At 64.8% G+C, this 17,400-nt stretch carries 17 protein-coding genes; 5 read left to right on the top strand and 12 right to left on the bottom strand.

Annotated features, from left to right (window positions below; translation table 11 throughout):
• Nucleotides 1-61: 61 nt before the first annotated feature.
• Nucleotides 62-463, bottom strand: a complete 402-nt coding sequence (locus HAH_RS12380; RefSeq protein WP_014041228.1) for a hypothetical protein — start codon at nt 461-463, stop codon at nt 62-64.
• Between the two features lie 95 nt (nt 464-558).
• On the opposite strand from HAH_RS12380, the gene HAH_RS12375 reads away from it, so the two are divergent.
• Nucleotides 559-1,344 carry a helix-turn-helix domain-containing protein gene (locus tag HAH_RS12375; protein WP_004591084.1) on the top strand — a complete coding sequence of 262 codons (786 nt, stop codon included), beginning with the start codon at nt 559-561 and terminating at the stop codon, nt 1,342-1,344.
• Nucleotides 1,345-1,573: 229 nt separating this feature from the next.
• Nucleotides 1,574-2,593: a transcription initiation factor IIB gene (locus tag HAH_RS12370; RefSeq protein WP_014041227.1), complete on the top strand. Its 1,020-nt coding sequence runs from the start codon at nt 1,574-1,576 to the stop codon at nt 2,591-2,593.
• A 24-nt stretch (nt 2,594-2,617) separates the two neighbouring features.
• On the opposite strand, the gene HAH_RS12365 is transcribed toward HAH_RS12370, so the two are convergent.
• The 4 genes from HAH_RS12365 to HAH_RS12350 all read right to left on the bottom strand — a co-directional run bounded on the left by HAH_RS12365 (nt 2,618) and on the right by HAH_RS12350 (nt 5,713).
• A complete protein-coding gene (locus HAH_RS12365) occupies nt 2,618-3,412 on the bottom strand; it encodes an HpcH/HpaI aldolase family protein (protein ID WP_014041226.1) in 795 nt (264 codons plus the stop codon).
• A 78-nt stretch (nt 3,413-3,490) separates the two neighbouring features.
• Nucleotides 3,491-3,817, bottom strand: coding sequence for a cupin domain-containing protein (locus tag HAH_RS12360; protein ID WP_014041225.1), 327 nt, complete (start codon nt 3,815-3,817; stop codon nt 3,491-3,493).
• A 283-nt stretch (nt 3,818-4,100) separates the two neighbouring features.
• On the bottom strand, nt 4,101-4,832 hold the full coding sequence (locus tag HAH_RS12355) for a class I SAM-dependent methyltransferase (RefSeq protein WP_174878666.1): 732 nt from the start codon (nt 4,830-4,832) through the stop codon (nt 4,101-4,103).
• Entirely contained in the window at nt 4,829-5,713 is an 885-nt protein-coding gene (locus HAH_RS12350) for an aldo/keto reductase (protein ID WP_014041223.1), read from the bottom strand. The genes HAH_RS12355 and HAH_RS12350 overlap by 4 nt, the downstream gene beginning before the upstream one ends.
• Nucleotides 5,714-5,840: 127 nt before the next feature.
• Between HAH_RS12350 and HAH_RS12345 the strand changes: the two genes are divergently transcribed.
• Both HAH_RS12345 and HAH_RS12340 read left to right on the top strand, forming a co-directional pair.
• A complete protein-coding gene (locus HAH_RS12345) occupies nt 5,841-6,800 on the top strand; it encodes a S49 family peptidase (protein WP_014041222.1) in 960 nt (319 codons plus the stop codon).
• Entirely contained in the window at nt 6,793-7,836 is a 1,044-nt protein-coding gene (locus HAH_RS12340; protein ID WP_014041221.1) for a DUF4350 domain-containing protein, read from the top strand. Before HAH_RS12345 ends, HAH_RS12340 begins: the two co-directional genes overlap by 8 nt.
• 33 nt (nt 7,837-7,869) lie before the next feature.
• Here the strand turns inward: HAH_RS12340 and HAH_RS12335 are convergent, their stop codons facing one another.
• Genes HAH_RS12335 through HAH_RS12310 form a run of 6 tightly spaced genes read right to left on the bottom strand, consistent with a single transcriptional unit; the run spans nt 7,870 to nt 14,877 of the window.
• Nucleotides 7,870-8,400, bottom strand: coding sequence for a hypothetical protein (locus tag HAH_RS12335; RefSeq protein WP_014041220.1), 531 nt, complete (start codon nt 8,398-8,400; stop codon nt 7,870-7,872).
• Between the two features lie 42 nt (nt 8,401-8,442).
• Nucleotides 8,443-9,759: an ABC transporter ATP-binding protein gene (locus HAH_RS12330; RefSeq protein ID WP_044952024.1), complete on the bottom strand. Its 1,317-nt coding sequence runs from the start codon at nt 9,757-9,759 to the stop codon at nt 8,443-8,445.
• A complete protein-coding gene (locus tag HAH_RS12325; protein WP_008308063.1) occupies nt 9,752-10,930 on the bottom strand; it encodes an ABC transporter ATP-binding protein in 1,179 nt (392 codons plus the stop codon). The genes HAH_RS12330 and HAH_RS12325 overlap by 8 nt, the downstream gene beginning before the upstream one ends.
• A complete protein-coding gene (locus tag HAH_RS12320; RefSeq protein WP_008308064.1) occupies nt 10,930-11,967 on the bottom strand; it encodes an ABC transporter permease in 1,038 nt (345 codons plus the stop codon). The genes HAH_RS12325 and HAH_RS12320 overlap by 1 nt, the downstream gene beginning before the upstream one ends.
• A 3-nt stretch (nt 11,968-11,970) precedes the next feature.
• A complete protein-coding gene (locus HAH_RS12315) occupies nt 11,971-12,924 on the bottom strand; it encodes an ABC transporter permease (RefSeq protein ID WP_014041218.1) in 954 nt (317 codons plus the stop codon).
• Between the two features lie 3 nt (nt 12,925-12,927).
• Nucleotides 12,928-14,877 carry an ABC transporter substrate-binding protein gene (locus HAH_RS12310; protein ID WP_044952022.1) on the bottom strand — a complete coding sequence of 650 codons (1,950 nt, stop codon included), beginning with the start codon at nt 14,875-14,877 and terminating at the stop codon, nt 12,928-12,930.
• Between the two features lie 210 nt (nt 14,878-15,087).
• On the opposite strand from HAH_RS12310, the gene HAH_RS12305 reads away from it, so the two are divergent.
• On the top strand, nt 15,088-16,749 hold the full coding sequence (locus HAH_RS12305; protein WP_044952018.1) for an aldehyde ferredoxin oxidoreductase family protein: 1,662 nt from the start codon (nt 15,088-15,090) through the stop codon (nt 16,747-16,749).
• A 174-nt stretch (nt 16,750-16,923) separates the two neighbouring features.
• Here the strand turns inward: HAH_RS12305 and HAH_RS12300 are convergent, their stop codons facing one another.
• Nucleotides 16,924-17,250, bottom strand: coding sequence for a NifU family protein (locus HAH_RS12300; protein ID WP_014041215.1), 327 nt, complete (start codon nt 17,248-17,250; stop codon nt 16,924-16,926).
• Between the last annotated feature and the right edge of the window lie 150 nt (nt 17,251-17,400).

Genomic DNA, 17,400 nt, shown 5'->3' with positions numbered 1-17,400 from the left:
TACGGCCGGGGTTGACCGCTAACACCGTCGAAACGGTTGTCGGCGAGTGGTCTGACCGCGCTCAGCAGCGGATGAACTCCCGACGCTGGTCGCCGAGGGCGCTCTGACCCGTGACCGCCGTCTTGATATCTCTGACGAGATTCGAGAGATACGCGCGAAGCCCGGGGTCACATGTGCCGACGCGCCTGGCCTGCCGGTAATCACAGCAGAGCGCGACCGGCAACAGCGGGGCCGCAAACAGTCCGGAAAGCGTGACGCCCAACTGGAAGGGGTGGCCGGCCGGGACGGCGAGCCACGCAGCGGCCACGACCGCCCAGAACACGACTCCGTAGATGACGGTGTGTCGCCAGTTGTGCGTCGGCAGTTCATATCTGCGAATACGCGATGAGGGCTCGTCCGGCGTGCCGCCGGCGGCCGGTCCGCCGGACGATTCGCCAGTAGATGCGGAGACAGGACACGACATACTCTATCGGTGGCCTCCCGTACCAATTACAGCTTGTTTGGCATACGCCGAATGAGACAGTGCGTATAAACGGCTTGGCACGCAACGGGAGGTATATGCGAGAGTTCATCTTCACTATCGACTACGAACGGAACGTCGACCCCGTGATGGACGTGTTCATCGACTACCCGGAAACCCACTCCCGGACTATCGCGTGCAACGTCACGCGAGACGGGATGTGGCGGCTCGAACGGGTCGCCGGCCCGGAGACCGCCCTTGAACAGCTTGACGACGTGTACGACGACCCGGTCCAGTGTACCGAGTGCATCGGGACCCGCAACTGCAAGACCGACTGGACGTACGAGGTCATCGGCTCGGACCCCGGAGTCCGGACGGTGTACAGCTACCGGTCGGAAGCCGGTGACTGTCACTCGATTCCGCGGCTGGCCATCGACCACGTCGGCCGCGGTGTCCTCGTCGAGACCGAACGCCGCGGGAGCCGGTGTGAGTGGCGGCTGCTCCTGTGCAGCGACGCCGGCGTCGACGGACTGTTCGAGGAGATGGAATCCGAGCTCCGCGAGGGGCTCACCGTCGAGTTCCGGCAGCTTAGCTCGCCCTCGTACTGGGTCGACGAGGCCGTGACGCTGGCGGAGCTCCCGCCGGAGCAACAGGCCGCCGTCGAGGCCGCCGTCGAACACGGCTACTACCGGACGCCCCGGGATACTTCGCTCACCGAACTCGCCGAGACGCTCGACGTGTCGCGGTCGACGCTCCAGTACCGCCTCCAGCGGGCCGAAGCGTGGATCGTCCGGTCGTTCGTCACGCGGTCGATGGGGCCAGTTCAGGCCGACGAAGATGTCGCCGAGGGCGGACGCCTCCGCATCGGCCGCTCGGGCGTGTAAACGGCGATATCGTATCCGGAACCGGGCCGAACTGCACTACCTGAATACTGCCGCGTCGCAGGTCAGCACAGGATGACCGCGGAGGGGCGTCGTGCGCTGTGGCGCGCGAACGTAACAGCTATCTATCACTTATCAGGATTTCGGCATATGCCAAACGAGTCGTCATGGGGGATGCACCCCTATAATTGGGTACGACCGCGGGCGTCCCACGCGCTCGCAGAGGCACACTATGACGACACGCAGCATCTATTCCCCCGACGAACGCGATGAAAGTGCGGACGAACAGGCCGAGTCCGAGGCGAGCACTGGCCACGCCTGCCCGGACTGTGGCGGAAGCCTCGTCACCGACGACAGTCGCGGCGAGACGGTCTGTGAAGCCTGCGGCCTCGTCGTCGACGAGGACGAGATCGACCACGGCCCGGAGTGGCGCGCCTTCGACAGCCAGGAGCGCGACAACAAGCGCCGCGTCGGTGCCCCGACGACGGAGATGAAACACGACAAGGGCCTCTCGACCAACATCGGCTGGCAGAACAAGGACGCCTACGGCAACTCCCTGTCGACGCGCCAGCGCGAGAAGATGCAGCGCCTGCGGACCTGGGACGAGCGGTTCCGCACCCGCGACCACGCCGAGCGCAACCTCAAGCAGGCGCTGGGCGAGATCGACCGAATGGGGAGCGCTCTCGGCGTCCCCGAGAGCGCCCGCGAGACGGCCAGCGTCATCTACCGCCGTGCCCTCGACGAGGGAATGTTGCCCGGTCGCTCCATCGAAGGGATGGCGACTGCCGCCCTGTACGCCGCAATCAGACAGTCGAACCTCCCACAGACGCTCGACGACATGGCCGTCGTCAGCCGCGTCGACGAGATGGAGTTCACCCGCGCGTACCGCTATCTCAACCGCGAACTCTCGCTGCAGGTCGGCCCGCCGGACCCCGCGACCTACCTCAGCAAGTTCATCTCCGAACTCGACGCCGACGACGCCCTCGAACGCCAGGCCCGCGCCCTCATCGAGGCGGGGAAGGAAGCGAACGTCCACAGCGGCAAGAGCCCCGTCGGCCTCGCCGCCGCGGCCATCTACGCCGCCGGCCTGCTGCTGGGCGAGGAGATGACCCAGGAAACCGTCAGCGAGGCCACGGACATCAGCACTGTGACCATCCGCGAGCGCTACCGCGAACTGCTGGAAGCCGAAGCGGAACTCGACGACAGCGCCGTCGACGCGACGAGCGGCGCTGAATCCGGTGCGAGCGCCTGATTCGGCCGCTATCCCTTTGTTCTCCTAGCTTCGGTCCCCTTCGAAATCGTCCAGCCATCCGCGCACAGCGTTCTGTACCGCGCCGGTCGTACTCCCGACGTGCAGTATCTGGTACCCCGATTCGGCCTTCTCGTTTACGTCGTCCATCCCGAAGCCGAGCCCGCCGACGGTGACACCCGCCTCGACGGCCGCCGAGCGGACCGTCTCCACCGCGTCCTGTACCTCGGGGTGGTCGACTTCGCCGGGGTGACCCAGCGACACGGAGAGGTCGAACGGCCCGATGAACACGAAGCCGAGCTCGGGCACGTCCAGAATCGCGTCGATGTTCTCCACCGCCTCCTTCGTCTCGATTGTGGTCCCGACCAGCGTCTCCTCGTCCGAGGCCTCGATGTAGTTCTCGCCCAGGCCCCAGCGACGCGCTCGGGGCGCGGCCAGTCCCCGGTCGCCCGGGTCGCCGTCGTACCGGAACCGCCCTGATTTGACGGCTTCCCTGACTTCGTCGGCGGTTTCGACCCGCGGCAGGAAGACGTTCTTGACCCCAAGGTCCAGCGCCTTCCGCACCAGCGTCGGAGCCGTATCCGGCAGGCGGACCAGTAGCTCCGTCCCGGTGCCGTCGGCCGCCCGCAGCAGATTCTCGACGGTCGCCGCGTCCCACGGGTCCGGCCCGCCGTGTTCGAAGTCGAGCCAGACGAAGTCGACGCCGAGGTCCCCGTAGAATTCGACCAGCGTCGGGCTGTATGTGTTGTCGAGGACGCCCAGCGCGACGCCGCCGCTATCGACCGTTTTGCGGAGTCCGTTCGTCGGCAGTGGTTCGGCCATGTCTTGTCAGTGAACTACAACACCGATAAGCGTGGTGCGGAAACGGCCGGTCAGTTCTGTTATTCCGACGGCAGCCCCTTACTGTCCCGGCAAGGGACAGAGGCTCGCGGTCAGCACGACGACGCCATCGGTGTGATTGTGCGCGCCGTGGGCCTGCCCCCGCTCGTTCAGCACGACCCCCGGCGCGGCGATGGCTTCCTCTCTATCCTCCTGCTGGACCGTCACCTCGCCACGGACGACGTGGAACACGTTTGTCGCGTCGTCGTGTTCGTGCGGGTCGATTGTCGCGTCCGGCCCCAGCGCGAACGCCTTCACCAGCACGTCGTCGGTCACTGCCAGTTCCCCGTCGATGACTTCACCCTCTTCCGGTTCGGCGTCGAACTCGGACAGGCGGTTGAGCGTCATATTTGTCCGTGGGCCGGCGCTTCCTTAGCCGTTCGGTTGCTAGGAACCGTTGTGTTCGTCTGTGTCTCTTGAGTGCGTGTGTTGTTTAACAGCCAGAAAGCCCCACTCTGCCTGGAATGACCAACCGGTTTTGGGCGGGACTGAAAGGGGCGGCTGGCTGCACGAACCCCGGCGACGCAAGGACCGCAACGCAGTGAGGACCGCAGCGAGTCGCGGGAGTGCAGCCAGCCGGGGCTTTCTGGCTGTTTGACTACCTACTCGCGCTGCAGTGTCTTTGAACGACTTACACATCTACTAGCCGGAATCCAAGACTGTCCATCGTCCCGGTTCGCTCGGAGCCGATAGCAGCAGCTATGTCGTCGGCCATCGCGGCCAGCGGTCCCCCAACTACGTCTGGAAGGTCGTCAGCGTACCCACGCACCACCTCCGCGTGGGCGTCCAAATGCGCCTCGGTCCAGGGCACAGGCTCCAGCAAGGTCTTCTTTCGCTCGACAGTCCAACCGTGGTCGGCGAACACCGCGGCCAGCACAGCGGGCGGGTAGAACGTCAGCGCCGGCCGGCCGTCGACGGCTCTGGCAGCGGCGTTTTCCAGCGCGAACAGTCGGTTGACAGACGCATCGGCGGGCGGCACCGCGTAGTCGTCGACAACGAGGTGGCCACCGGGTTTTGCGACCCGCGTCAGTTCGGCCGCGACGGCGTCCAGTGCAGTCGGTGGCAGGACGTTACAGAGTCCATGGGCGGTGACGAGGTCGACGCTATCCGTCACGAGTGGCGTCGCCCGGAGGTCGGCCTCGACGACGACAAGCCGGTCGGCGTTCCCGTCGCCGACGCGCTCGCGGACCGTCGCGGCGTGATCGGCGTCGTTCGTCACCGCGTACACCCGCTTCGCGCCCGCGGCCAGCAGTCCGGCCGTCGTGTTCCCGACGCCGGCCCCCGCCTCAAGACAGACCTGGCCTTCGACCTGCCGGTCGGCGAGGGCGGCCGTCACCGTCTCCGGAACGCCGTCCACGCTCAGTGGTGCAGTTGCTCGGGCACCGGGCTGTCGTCGTGGCGCGCTTCCTCGATGAGCGCCCGCTGGCGTGCCTCATCCATTCCTTCGGAGCGACTGGCAGCGTCGAGCACCATCGCGACGAGCTTCGGGTCACCGGGGCTGACGACGGTGTCGAGGCCCTGGGCGGCGGCGAAGTCGAACCGTTCACGGATGACTTCCGGCGTGTCGACCGGCTCGTACCAGTTCGCGTACGGGCGGTCGGCCTCGGCCAGTTCGTCGGTCGGCGGCCACGACCCCTTCGCGAAGGCCTTGATGCCCAGCGTGCCGATGCCCTCCGCCTCGCAGCGGTCCAGGACGGCCTCGTAGTCGTATTCGCTGTCGTCCTTGCCGGCGACGACGGGGTTCAGTGGGAACATCACCGTCTCCAGGTCGTCGATGCGGTCGATGGCGTCGAGGATGAGTTCGGGATTACCGTGGCTCGTCAGCCCGATATGGTTGATTTTCCCGTCCGCTTTTGCCTCGCGTATCGCCGCCAGCGCGCCGTCGTCGGCGGTGATGGTGTCCAGTTCGTCCTCGTACTCCAGGCCGTGAATCTGGTAGAGGTCGATAGTGTCGATGCCGAGGCGGTTCAGCGACCGGTCGATTTTCCGGGCGGCCCCCTCGTACTCGCGCTCCTGGGTCTTGCAGCCCAGGAAAATCTCCTCGCGGTGCTGGCGGAGCTTCGGCCCCAGTTTCAGCTCCGCGTCGCCGTAGGTCGGCGCGACGTCGAAGTGGTTGACGCCGTGGTCCAGCACGAGTTCGACCAGCTGGTTCGCCCCTTCCTGTTCGAGCCAGTTGAGTGCTATCGAGCCGAACGTCAGCACCGTGCTCTCCTGCCCAGTGTCGCCCAGTGCTCGGGTTTCCATACCGGTTGCACGACCCGGAGCCCAATAACCGTTGGTCGCTGCTCTCTCAGCCTGTCCAGTGCGGCAGACCGCAACAGGGGACGCCGACCGGGGTTTATTACTCCCGCAGTCCGAACGGGATGTATAGATGTTTGGGAGAGAACAACTGTTCTCGGCGATGACGGCGTCGTACGTGATCGCAGTCACGCTCGCCCTCGTCGTCGCCGCGATATTCGCGCCGGTCATCTGGAACGGCGTGCCAAGCGGTGGCGACGACGATCCGAGCGTCGCCGTCGTCACCCTTCGCGGCGGCACAACCGACGCTAACGTCAACGCCGTCAAGCAGGACCTCCGCGAAGCACGGAACAACGGCTCAATCGAGGCAGTCGTCCTCCGGGTCGACAGCCCCGGCGGGCCGGTCGACTCAAGCGAGGAGTTCTACCTCGCCGTGAACCGGACCGCCAGCGAGATGCCCGTCGTCGCCTACGTCGAGGGCACGGCCGCCTCGGGCGGCTATTACGGCATCGCTCCGGCCGACGAGATCGTGGTCAAGCCGAGTTCGAACGTCGGGAGTATCGGCGTCATCGTCCAGGCCCCGCTGAGCCTCATCGAGCAGGCCGAACAGCAGGGCGAGACGTTCGTCCGCTCGGGGCCGGACAAGGCCCAGATAAGCAAGGACGGCCTCCGAGAGGATATCGAGGTGCTCCAGCGCTCCTTCGTCGGGACGGTCATGCGTCACCGGGGCGAGCAACTGACCGTCTCCCGCGAGGAAGTCGCCAACGGCGGCACGTACCTCGGCGCACAGGCAACCCAGAACGGTTTCGCCGACCGCATCGGTGACTCCGAACTGGCCATCGAGCGGGCCGCCGCGCTCTCAGGCGACATCGAGGGCGACGGGTACGACGTGACATATCTGGGAAGCGGCGGTGCCCAATTCAACGCCATCATCGTCCCTGCCGGCGCTGAAACCGTGCAGGGCGCGAACAACGTGACCTATCTCGTCCATCCCGACGACAGCGAGACGATGTTCCGGGAACCGGTGAAGTACTACGCCGTCTGGGGAATCCCCGCCGAGGACAACAACGCAACGGTGATCCGCAATGACTGAGGGCCGTATCGTCAAGCCGCTCGCCGTGTTTATCGTCGTTCTCGTGGCGATACTGGGCGGCACGTTCCTCCTCGCAGTCGTTAATCCGGGGTCATCCGGCCCGCCGGACGGCCAGTCGATCGACGGCCAGTCTCCGTCGCAGTACCAGCCCGACGCCGTCAATGCCCCTGTCGACCCCGAAGAAGGGGAGATATCGGTCGACTCCGAGGCGAGTGACAAGCGAATACTCGTCGACACGGGCCACGGCAATCAGGTGTCCGAGTCCGAACTCGAACCGATTACCGAGGCCGTGTTCGAAGCGGGCCACACCGTTGAGTACGGCACCGCCGGCACTGCTTCGTTCGCCGATTCGCTGGGCCAGTACGACGGTGTGCTCATCGTCCAGCCGCTCGGCAGCTACTCGCAAGAAGAACGCGAAGCGCTACAGGAGTACACAGACGACGGTGGCCGTGTCGTCGTCCTCGCCGAACCGACACAGACCCGCCTGTCGACCGGCTTCACCCAGTCGACGACGACGGTGTCGTTCGGCGCCAACAACGCCACCGCGCAGTACGGCGTCCGGATGGGTGCCGAACAGCTGTACAACGTCGATGATTCGGCCAACGACAACAACTTCAAGGCCATCTATGCATCGCCGAGCGACGACGGCGAACTGACCGACGGTGTCGAGACGATCACCTTCGACACCGCCGGCTACGCGGTGGTAAACGGCGATGCCGAGACGAAGTTCACCGCTGCCGATGGCACCCGGACGCTGGAGACGCGTCGCACCGGCACGTACGCGACAGTCGTCCGCAACGACAACATGGTGTTCGTCACTGACTCGACGTTCATACGCAGTTCCGAGATATACGACGCCGACAACGAGGTGTTCATCGGGAACCTGCTTTCGTTCCTGCTCGACGGTGAAGCACCCGACCCGGATGCCGGTGAGACCTTCGATGGCGGCTTCGGGACGGACGAGGAAGCTGTAACCCCGACTGAAACACCAGCAGAGCCGACTCCCACACCTGCACCGACCCCTCCCGGATCCTGATCCGCATCGCCCGGTGCGCGATTGCTCGCGTCTCTACTGATCGCTGATGCTGACTGTCGTCTCGCTGTACAGGCCACGCTCGGCAGCGTCGGTCACGCTCAGCCCTGCGCCGATGGTGTACTCCCCGGCCGGTGCGGGCTCCCACTCGTCGTCGCTGACCCGGAACATCCGGTCCCACTGTCGCCTGAACCGCTTTCGTTCGCCGCGGTCGAACTGGAGGCTACCGTCCTCGCTGGGCACGCTATCGACGTGGGACGCCTCGGGCACTCCATCGACGTACCACGTCCACGGCCGCGGCGAGTCCGTCGGTAGCGTTATCGGCACCGGAAGCGCGTTCTGCATCGTCACGACGAACGGCACCTCGGTTCCCGCCGGATACGACCGCTGTGGGACCTCGATGTCGACCGAGACGGCGCGGTAGCGGAGCCACGTCGGCACCAGACGGTCGCTCCAGGCCCCGCCGTCGATACTGCGTGCGGCCTGTGGCCGTGCCCCGCGCTCAGTGGGTGCCTGTGGCTCATCGTCGTCGCGGTGGAGCGCCCCCGAGTCGTAGATGCGACGCATTGTCGGATTGTGGACTGGCGTGCGCAAAAGCGTTGCTCGGGGCTACCCCGTCCGCGTCGGCGTGTCCGGTCGCTCGTCGTCGTGCAACAGGCAGGCGATGCGGTGGTCGTCACCGACGTCGAACAGCGCGGGGTCGGTTCGCTCGCAGGGGGAGCTGAAGGCGTCGTTCATCGCCGCCAGCGCGTCCTCGAAGGCCTCGTCGTGCAGGTGGTCGAGCGCCGCCGCGAGCACGTCCTCGGCCTCCCGGTCGCCGACCGTGTCCGGGAGGCCGAACTCGGCGCGGACCCGGGTTTCGAGTGCGGACCGCGAGAGCTGACTCAGGTCTTCGTCCTCGACGCCCTCTTGCACGGCGGTGACGGCCTCAAGCGAGTCGGCTTTGCGGAGCCGCTGTTTCAGGTCCATCAGTGACCGCCACTCGGACTGGGCCATGTCGGTGCCTTCGGGCTGGATGACCTTCGGACAGCGGGTGTGGAACCGACAGCCCGACGGGGGGTTCAGCGGCGACGGAACATCGCCGGAGAGGAAAATACGGTCCCCCTCCCAGCCGGGGTCCGGCTCCGGAATGGCCGACAGCAGCGCCTCGGCGTAGGGGTGATACGGCGGCTGGAACACGTCCTCGGTCGGGCCGACTTCGGCGAACTCCCCGAGATACAGGACGCCCACGCGGTCGGAGATGTGCTCGACGACAGAGAGGTCGTGGGCGATGACGATGTAGGAGAGGCCGAATTCGTCCTGCAAGTCCTCCAGCAGGTTCAGAATCTGGGCCTGCACGCTCACGTCCAGCGCCGAGACGGGTTCGTCACAGACGATGACCTCGGGGTCGACGGCGAGCGCGCGGGCGATACCGATGCGCTGGCGCTGACCGCCCGAGAACTCGTGGGGGTAGCGGTGTGTGTGACGCGGGCTCAGCCCGACGGTCTCAAGCAACTCTTTGACACGCTCGGTTCGCTCCTCGCCGTCCGCGATCCCGTGGATGTCCAGCGGTTCGCCGACGATGTCGCCGACCGTCAGCCGCGGATTGAGGCTGGCGAAAGGGTCTTGGAAGATGTACTGGATGTCCTTCCGGAGTGCCCGCAGGCGGTCGTCAGAAGCCCCCGTCAAGTCCTCGCCCTTGTAGCGGACTGAGCCGGCCGTGGGTTCGATGAGCCGCAGCAGCGTCTGGGCGAGCGTCGTCTTGCCACAGCCGGACTCGCCGACGATACCTAGCGTCTCACCGGGGTAGAGTTCCAGGTCGACGCCGTCCAGAGCTTTCACCTCCTGACTCCGGCCCAGCAGGGTGTCAACGATGGTCCCGCCAGACTCGTAGTATTTCGTGAGGTTCTCGACCTCCAGGATCGGGCTATCGGCCGTCTTAGCCATCCTGTTGCCCTCCCGAGTCGTCTGGGCCATCGCGGTCTAACAGGTCGGTGTCGAGACCGACCGGGTCGGAGTCGGCCTGGAGTGGTTCCGTGTCCGTGCGCCCGCCGCGGGGGTCGGGCTGGGTATCGTCTGGCGGACTCCCCCGGCCCCCTTTCACTTCGACTTCGTAGTCCAGTTCGCTATCGAGGTCCCCGGTGTAGGCCAGACAGGCCGCCGAGCGGTCGGACAGACCGACACCGTCGCCGGTTTCGGGGTCGACGAGCGGCGGCTGTTTGCGCGTACAGGCTTCCTCGGCGAAGGGACAGCGCGGGTGGAAGCTACAGCCAGAGGGGACCTCAACGAGGTCCGGCATCGTCCCGGGAATCGTCTGGAGCCGGTCCTGCCGGTCGCCGATGCGTGGGATGGCGCTCATCAGCCCGACGGTGTAGGGGTGTTTCGGGTCGTAGTACAGCTCCTCGACAGGGGCGTTCTCGACGGCGCGGCCGGCGTACATCACCATCACCCGGTCGCACATCTCCGCGATGACGCCGAGGTCGTGGGTGATGAGCTGAATGGCCGTGTCGTATTCGTCGGCGAGGCGGTCGAGGCGGTCCAGGATCTTCGCCTCGATGGTCACGTCCAGCGCCGTCGTCGGCTCGTCGGCGATGAGGAGTTCGGGGTCACAGGACAGCGCCATCGCGATGATGGCCCGCTGTTGCATCCCGCCGGAGAACTCGTGGGGGTAGTCGTCGTATCTGGCTTCCGGCTCCGGGATGCCAACGTCGTCGAGCAGCCGGATCGTGCGGTCCCGGGCCTCCGCGTCGCTGTAGTCGAGGTGGTGCCGGATGGCCTCGGAAATCTGCTCACCGACGGTGTACACCGGGTTCAGCGCGGTCTGGGCGTCCTGGAATATCATCGCGATGTCGTTGCCCCGCACGTCCCGCACCGCTGAGTCGGACAGTTCCATGAGGTCCTGGCCGTCAAAGCGGATCGTCCCGCTCTCGATACGGCCCGGTTCCTCGATGAGGCGCATCACTGACAGCGCGGTGACGCTCTTGCCCGCGCCGCTCTCGCCGACGACGCCGAACTTCTCGCCGCGGTCGATGCGAAAGGAGAGGTCGTCGACGGCGGTGACGACGCCTTCCTCGGTGTAGAAGTTCACCGTGAGGTCTTCGACTTCCAGCAGTGACATCAGACCTCGCCTCCAGTGGCTACGTCAGTACCTTCCTGCGCGTTGAGCGCGTCGTTGATGCCGTCACCGATGAGGTTCATCGACATCACGAACAGGAAGATCGCGCCGCCGGGGAACACGGTGACCCACCAGGGAATCGTCCCGCCGGGTCCCTGGACGATGGTCTCGCGGGTTGCGTCCAGCATCGTCCCCCACTCGGCGGACCCGGGCGGGAGGCCGAGGCCGAGGAAGCCAAGCGCCGCCACGCCGATGACGACCGTCCCGATGGAGAGCGAGGCCTGAACGACCAGCGGCGCGATAGCGTTGGGGACGACGTGTCTGAAGATGACGCGACGGTCACGCGCGCCCAGCGCCTTCGCGGCCATGACGTACTCGTTTTCCTTGACCTTCAGTATCTCACCGCGTATCAGTCGGGCGTAGCCGGCCCAGCCGAACACGGTGAACGCGAGCACCAGCTCCCAGTACCCCTTGCCGAGCACGGCGACGATAATCAACGCCAACAGGAGGCCGGGGAACGCGAAGATGAGGTCGAGCAGCCGCATCATCACTTCGTCGATCCGGCCGCCGTAGTAGCCCGCAATGGCACCGTACACCAGCCCGATGGCGGCGGTAATCGAGACCACGATGAAGCCAATCGAGAGGCTGAACCGACCGCCGTACAGCACGCGGGAGAACACGTCCCGGGCGGAGCCGTCGGTGCCGAACGGATGGGCCAGCGACGGGGCCTCGTACGCGCTCACGTCGAGACCCTGCACGTACAGAATCGCGCTCGGGTCGTAGGGGGCCAGCGAGAAGGGCTGGACTGTCACGCCCGCGATTGTCACTGGGCGTGCGAATACAGCCAGGATTCCCATCAGGGCAACAATATAGAGCCCGAGCATCGCGCTTCGGTTGTCACGGAACTCGCCCCAGGCGCGCTCCCAGCGACTCTCGGTTTCGGTGTCTCGTTCCTCTGTCCAGTCGGATAGCGGTTCGCGGGACTCGACGCGGTCGGCGTCGAACCCCGTTATGCGTATGCGTCCTCGTTCAGTACTCATTGGTCAGTCGTAGCGGATTCGTGGGTCTAACAGCGCGTACACAATGTCTGCGAGCAGGTTCGCCAGGATGATCGTCACACCGGTAAACAGCGTGATCGCCATGATGAGGTCGACTTCGCGGCCGGAGATCGCCTTGACGAAGGCTCGCCCCAGACCGGGCCAGGCGAACACTGATTCGACGACGACAGCGCCGGCGAAGATACTCGCCGTCAGGAACGCGGCGATGGTGGTCACCGAGATGAGCGAGTTCCGCAGGACGTGTTTCAACACGACCGTCCGCTCGGGCAGCCCCTTCGCCCGGGCCGCCGTGACGTACTCCTTGTTCATCTCCTCGGCCATCGACGACCGCATCACGCGCATCAGCGTGGCCGACGACGCCGTCCCGATGGTGACGCCCGGGAGGACGAGATACTTCAGCATTGCCGGCGAGAACAGCGGTTTGTTCGGAGCCAGCACCGGCCAGAGGTCGAGCCAGAGCGCGAACACGAGGATGAGCATCAGGCCGAGCCAGAAGTTCGGCAGCGAGATGCCCGACAGCGCGAACACCCGCGAGAGGTCGTCGCCCAGCGTGTCCTTGTGCACGGCGGCGTAGATGCCGGTCGGAATCGCGATGAGTAAGGCAATAACCCAGCCGAACAGGCCCAGTGCGATAGTCTGTGGTAACCGATCCATAATGTACGGACCGACCGGCTGGTCGACGTTGATGACCGTCCCGAAATCGCCCTGGAGGACGTTGGTTATCCAGGTGAGGTACTGCTGCCACACCGGGCCGTCGAGCCCGTATCTGGCGCGTATCGCCGCCTCCTCGGCGGCCGAAATCTGAGGGTTTAGCGCCACTAACTGGTCGATCGGGTCCCCTGGCGTCAGGTGGACCATCGCGAAGGTGAACACCGAGACTCCGAACAGTATCGGGATGGTCGTGAGCACCCGGACTGCGATGAAGCGTCTGAGGCCCATGGGTTACTCCCGGTTCAGATAGGCGACCTGCTGGTCTTCTGGGGCGTGGAGGCCGTAGGGCAGGATGCTGCTGGAGAACGTGTACGTGTTGTAGCCGACGTACTCCGTCGACAGCGCCGTCACGTTTGTCCCGAAGACAGTGTAGCTGTTCGGGGCCTGCTCGATAAGTCCCTGCCACACCTTGTCGTACTGCTCGCCCCGGAACTGTGAGTCTTCGACGGCCTCGACGGAGAACCGTGCCTCCGTCGCGATTTCGTCCAGTTCCGGCGTGTCAATCCGGTTGAAGTTACAGCACTGGCCGAAGTTGTCGATGGAGTTGACGGCGTCGTAGAAACTGCCGGGGTTGAACGTCCCCGAGAGGCCGATGAGGACGATGTTGCCCTGCTGGTAGTACTCGGAGCCGAGGATGCGCTGGATGAATGTTGTGAACTCGAAGTCCTCGACGCTGATGTCGAAAAACTCCGTGTTGCTCAGCACCTGCGCGATGAGTTCGGCCTCGCGCAGGCGGTCGTCCGTCGCGTTCGTCTCGATTGTGGCCTCGATTGGCGTCTCGACGCCGAGGTCGTCGACGGCCTCCTGCAGCAGTTCGGTCGCCGCCTCGGTGTTCTGCTCGGTCTGTGGGCGCAGTTCCTCGGTGAGTGCCTCGTAGTCCACCGTCCCCGCTTTGGCGGCCATTTCAGGCAGCGGCGTGTAGGCCGGATTCCGATACCCGTTGTAGATGTTCTCGGCGATCTGGGCACGGGGAATCAGCTGATTGACGCCCCGGCGGATGCGCGGGTCGTCCCACGGTGACTGGGTGACGGGGTACTGGAGGAAGTTGTACGCGCCGGCATTAGTCACGCTGAGCCGGAAGTCCTCGGCACTCCGGTACTCGCCGTACGTGCCGGTGTTGAGCCCGTAGGTGAGGTCGATCTCGCCGTTGTTGAGCGCCGCGGCACGGGTCGCGTTGTCCTGCACGATGGCGACCACGACTTCGTCGACGACCGGACTCGTCGGGAAGCCGTCCGGGCCGTCCCACCACTCCAGCGCGTCGAGGCCGAGGTCGTCGAGCCAGTAGTCGTCGAAGGAACTGAACTCGGCGCGTTCCTCGGTCTCGTAGGATTCGAACTGGTACGGTCCCGTCCCGATGGGGGTGTGGTCGTTGCGCGGGTCCGCGCCCGTGTCTGGGTATTCCTCGATGTGCTCCATCGGGTACACGTCGACCGGGAGCTGGTTGTCGGCTTCCGCATCGGGCTCTTGCCCGTAGATGTTGACCGTGTAGTCATCAACAACCTCGGCGTAGAGGAACGAGTCGAACGTCTGGGCCGAAATCGAGGAGTTCTCGACGACCTCGTAGGACCGGGCGACGTTCTCGGCGGTCATCTCCTCGCCGTTGTGGAATTTGACGCCCTCGTGGAGTTTGGCCTGGTACTTGATGCCGTAGGTACCGTCTTCGACGGCGTCGGGGGCCTCGTTGACACTCAGAACTTCACCGGCCTCCTGATTCCGGATGAGTATCTGGTCGTCGGCGACGAGGTTCCCGTCGTCGTCCGTATCAGCCGACACCATGTACGGTTCGTAGGCTCCGTCCTCGACTTCCTGTACGTCCACCCGTTCCCAGGACTTCGCTAGCCAGGGATAGACGGTGCCTGCGGCGTCCTGTGTGATGATACTCTCGTAGACGAGGCCGTGGACGTTCCCGGACGGCGCATTGGTGCTGTAGGACGGGTCAAAGGAGTCGATTCCGGCACCGAGGCCGAACCGGAGGGTCCCCCCGTCCTGAATCTCGTCGACATCGACGTCGACGCGCTCACGGACCGGGTCGGGAGCCCCACCGCCGCCTCCGCTACTGGCTCCGTCGTTGGTACCGGTGTTACAGCCGGCGAGTGCGGCCAGTGTGGCGGCACCCGTAGTCTGAAGCATCCGTCGTCGCGATACTGTCGGCGTTCCGCTGGCATCTGCATCTTGAGACATGAACACATCCCTCGGAGGGTAAGATATGTGTTATTGTTGATCATACTTATAGTGTAAACATGATATCATGAACTGCGACCGAAACCACAGTAAAACGCTATTACACCGATTATGGGTTTATTAGTGCCTCCTGATGGAGGTGGGAACGGCTTCAGTTGAACAGTCGCCCATGGCACAATCGATAAGATCATGGATAGTCAAGCAACAATCATGATATACTCAACGTGGCCGCTGCTGACAGTCGACCTGTCAGCGGGTGAGAGAAACACGGAGGAGATAGACGGCATCCTCGAACAGTACCTCGGTGGTCGCGGCGTCGGGACGCGGCTCGCCCACGAGCGGATCCCGTTCGACGTTGACCCGTTCGGATCGGAGAACCGACTGGTGTTCTCGACGGGGCCGATGCAGGCCGCCCAGATGAGCTTCACCGGCCGGATGAACTGCACCGGCGTCTCGCCGCTGACTGACGGACTGCTCTCCTCGAACGCCGGCGGGTTCATGTCCAGGAACTTCGCCGATACCGGGTACAGCGCTGTCGAACTCACCGGCGAGAGCGACGAACTCGTCATCCTCCACGTTCGGGACGACGGCGTCGAGTTCGAGGCCGTCCCCGACCTCGCCGGCGCGACCGTTCCCGAGACGCTGGAGTACCTCGACGCCGAACACGGTATCGAGGCCGACCAGACGGCCGTTATCGGCCCGGCCGGCGAGAACCGGGTCCGGTTCGCGTCCATCATGACGAGCGGGGAGCGGGCGTTCGGTCGCGGCGGCCTCGGCGCGGTCATGGGCGCGAAAAACGTCAAGGGACTCACGTTCGCGGGCGATTCCCCACCGGACATCGAGGTTCCGCTGATACAGACGGACATTCACCGGGAAGCCGCCACAGCGGACCACATCATGAAACGGCAGGGAACCGTCTCGGTGATGGACCTCGCCAACGAGGTCGACGGGCTCCCGTCCTACTACTTCTCCGAGCAGTCCTTCGCGGGCGTGGAGGGCATCAACGGCGACGCCGTCGAATCGAAGAAGTACAAGAAGGGGACCTGCTCAGCGTGCGCGTTCGCCTGCAAGCTCCCGACGCAAGACAAGGAGCGCGGCGTCGAGACCGAAGGCCCCGAGTTCGAGGTGGCGATGGCGTTCGGGTCGAACTCCGGCGTCGACGACATCGTGGACGTGATGCAGTCCAACGAACTCTGTGACCGCCTCGGGATGGACGCCATCTCCGCCGGCAACACCGTCGCCGCGTATCTCGCCAGTGAGGACGCCTTCGGCGACACCGACCTGATTCACGAGACTGTCGAGAAGATTGCCCACCGAGAGGGTGTCGGCGACACCCTCGCGGAGGGCATCGACCGCTGTTACGACGACCTCGGTGTTGAGAACTGGACGGTCAAGGGGATGGACTTCGCGGCTCACGAGGGCCGTGTCCTTCACGGCCAGGGACTCTCCTACGCCGTCGCCAACCGCGGCGCGGACCACATGTATGCGACGTTCTACTCCGTCGAGTACCCACTCGTCCCCGACGAACAGGCGGTGGCTCCGGAGGGGACGCTCGGGAAAGCCGACGTGCTGGTCGAGCGGGAGAACCTGATGGCGCTGAACGACAGCGGCGTCGTCTGCAAGTTCTCGCGGGACTTCATGACTCCCGAGCGCTACGAACAACTCTTCGATGCCGACTTCGAGGACCTGATGGCCGTTGGCGCTCGCACCGTGACCCTCGAACGCCACTTCAACAACCAGCGCGGCTTCGACCGGACAGACGACGCGCTCCCCTACGAACTCCCGTCGTTCGAAGCAGCGCTCGACGAGTACTACGACGCACGCGGCTGGTCCGACGACGGCACGGTCCCCGAGAATACGCTGCCGGTCTAATTCTCGCCCCGGAATCCTCACAGATAGCTACCTGACTCCGTCCACACACTGACGGCAGCCCGACCGGTCAACCGATCTCTCCTCGACGGCGAACGCTGTCCGGTGTGAATAAAACCCAGTCCCGGTCAGTACCGGGCAAATGTCGACAGTTGCGATCCGGATACGAGCGGGCGCTCAGAACGGCGGGCTGTAATCCTCGTACTCGTCCATCTCCTCCATGTCGTCGGTCTTCGAGGGCATGACCGCGGCGCGCGGTCCGCCAGAGCGGACGACTTCGACGTCTTCGAGCCCGTCGACGCTCTTGGGGAGTCGCTGTTCGATTGCCTTCATCGTCATCGGAGCGATGCCACACCCCGAACACGCGCCGCCGATAGCGACGGTGGCTGTGCCTGCGCTTTCGTCGACCTCGCGGACCTCGAAGTTGCCGCCGTGTTGCTGGATCTGCGGGACGTTGTTGCTCAAGTAGTTACGCGTCTGTCGTTCGAGTCCTTCTGCGCTCATGACAGCTCTACCTACACACCAACATATCATAAAATTGGTGTTTTTGGGAGGCCTAAAATATCATCTTTTAGGCCGCCAAAACCCAGAATCTTGGCAGGCCGAATTTTTACTATATCAATTCTATCAACTTTTCGCACGGCCTAAAATAGG

It is taken from the genome of Haloarcula hispanica ATCC 33960 (assembly GCF_000223905.1).
Taxonomy (GTDB): domain Archaea; phylum Halobacteriota; class Halobacteria; order Halobacteriales; family Haloarculaceae; genus Haloarcula; species Haloarcula hispanica.
Note: the sequence above shows the minus strand (reverse complement) of the source record. Positions and strands in the feature narration are given on the sequence as shown.

Excerpts from the sequence above, each read along its gene's own strand:
- HAH_RS12380 (WP_014041228.1), bottom strand. The coding sequence starts at position 463 with ATGTCGTGTCCTGTCTCCGCATCTACTGGCGAATCGTCCGGCGGACCG.
- HAH_RS12375 (WP_004591084.1), top strand. The coding sequence starts at position 559 with ATGCGAGAGTTCATCTTCACTATCGACTACGAACGGAACGTCGACCCC.
- HAH_RS12370 (WP_014041227.1), top strand. The coding sequence starts at position 1,574 with ATGACGACACGCAGCATCTATTCCCCCGACGAACGCGATGAAAGTGCG.
- HAH_RS12365 (WP_014041226.1), bottom strand. The coding sequence starts at position 3,412 with ATGGCCGAACCACTGCCGACGAACGGACTCCGCAAAACGGTCGATAGC.
- HAH_RS12360 (WP_014041225.1), bottom strand. The coding sequence starts at position 3,817 with ATGACGCTCAACCGCCTGTCCGAGTTCGACGCCGAACCGGAAGAGGGT.
- HAH_RS12350 (WP_014041223.1), bottom strand. The coding sequence starts at position 5,713 with ATGGAAACCCGAGCACTGGGCGACACTGGGCAGGAGAGCACGGTGCTG.
- HAH_RS12345 (WP_014041222.1), top strand. The coding sequence starts at position 5,841 with ATGTTTGGGAGAGAACAACTGTTCTCGGCGATGACGGCGTCGTACGTG.
- HAH_RS12340 (WP_014041221.1), top strand. The coding sequence starts at position 6,793 with ATGACTGAGGGCCGTATCGTCAAGCCGCTCGCCGTGTTTATCGTCGTT.
- HAH_RS12335 (WP_014041220.1), bottom strand. The coding sequence starts at position 8,400 with ATGCGTCGCATCTACGACTCGGGGGCGCTCCACCGCGACGACGATGAG.
- HAH_RS12330 (WP_044952024.1), bottom strand. The coding sequence starts at position 9,759 with ATGGCTAAGACGGCCGATAGCCCGATCCTGGAGGTCGAGAACCTCACG.
- HAH_RS12325 (WP_008308063.1), bottom strand. The coding sequence starts at position 10,930 with ATGTCACTGCTGGAAGTCGAAGACCTCACGGTGAACTTCTACACCGAG.
- HAH_RS12320 (WP_008308064.1), bottom strand. The coding sequence starts at position 11,967 with ATGAGTACTGAACGAGGACGCATACGCATAACGGGGTTCGACGCCGAC.
- HAH_RS12315 (WP_014041218.1), bottom strand. The coding sequence starts at position 12,924 with ATGGGCCTCAGACGCTTCATCGCAGTCCGGGTGCTCACGACCATCCCG.
- HAH_RS12310 (WP_044952022.1), bottom strand. The coding sequence starts at position 14,877 with ATGTCTCAAGATGCAGATGCCAGCGGAACGCCGACAGTATCGCGACGA.
- HAH_RS12305 (WP_044952018.1), top strand. The coding sequence starts at position 15,088 with ATGATATACTCAACGTGGCCGCTGCTGACAGTCGACCTGTCAGCGGGT.
- HAH_RS12300 (WP_014041215.1), bottom strand. The coding sequence starts at position 17,250 with ATGAGCGCAGAAGGACTCGAACGACAGACGCGTAACTACTTGAGCAAC.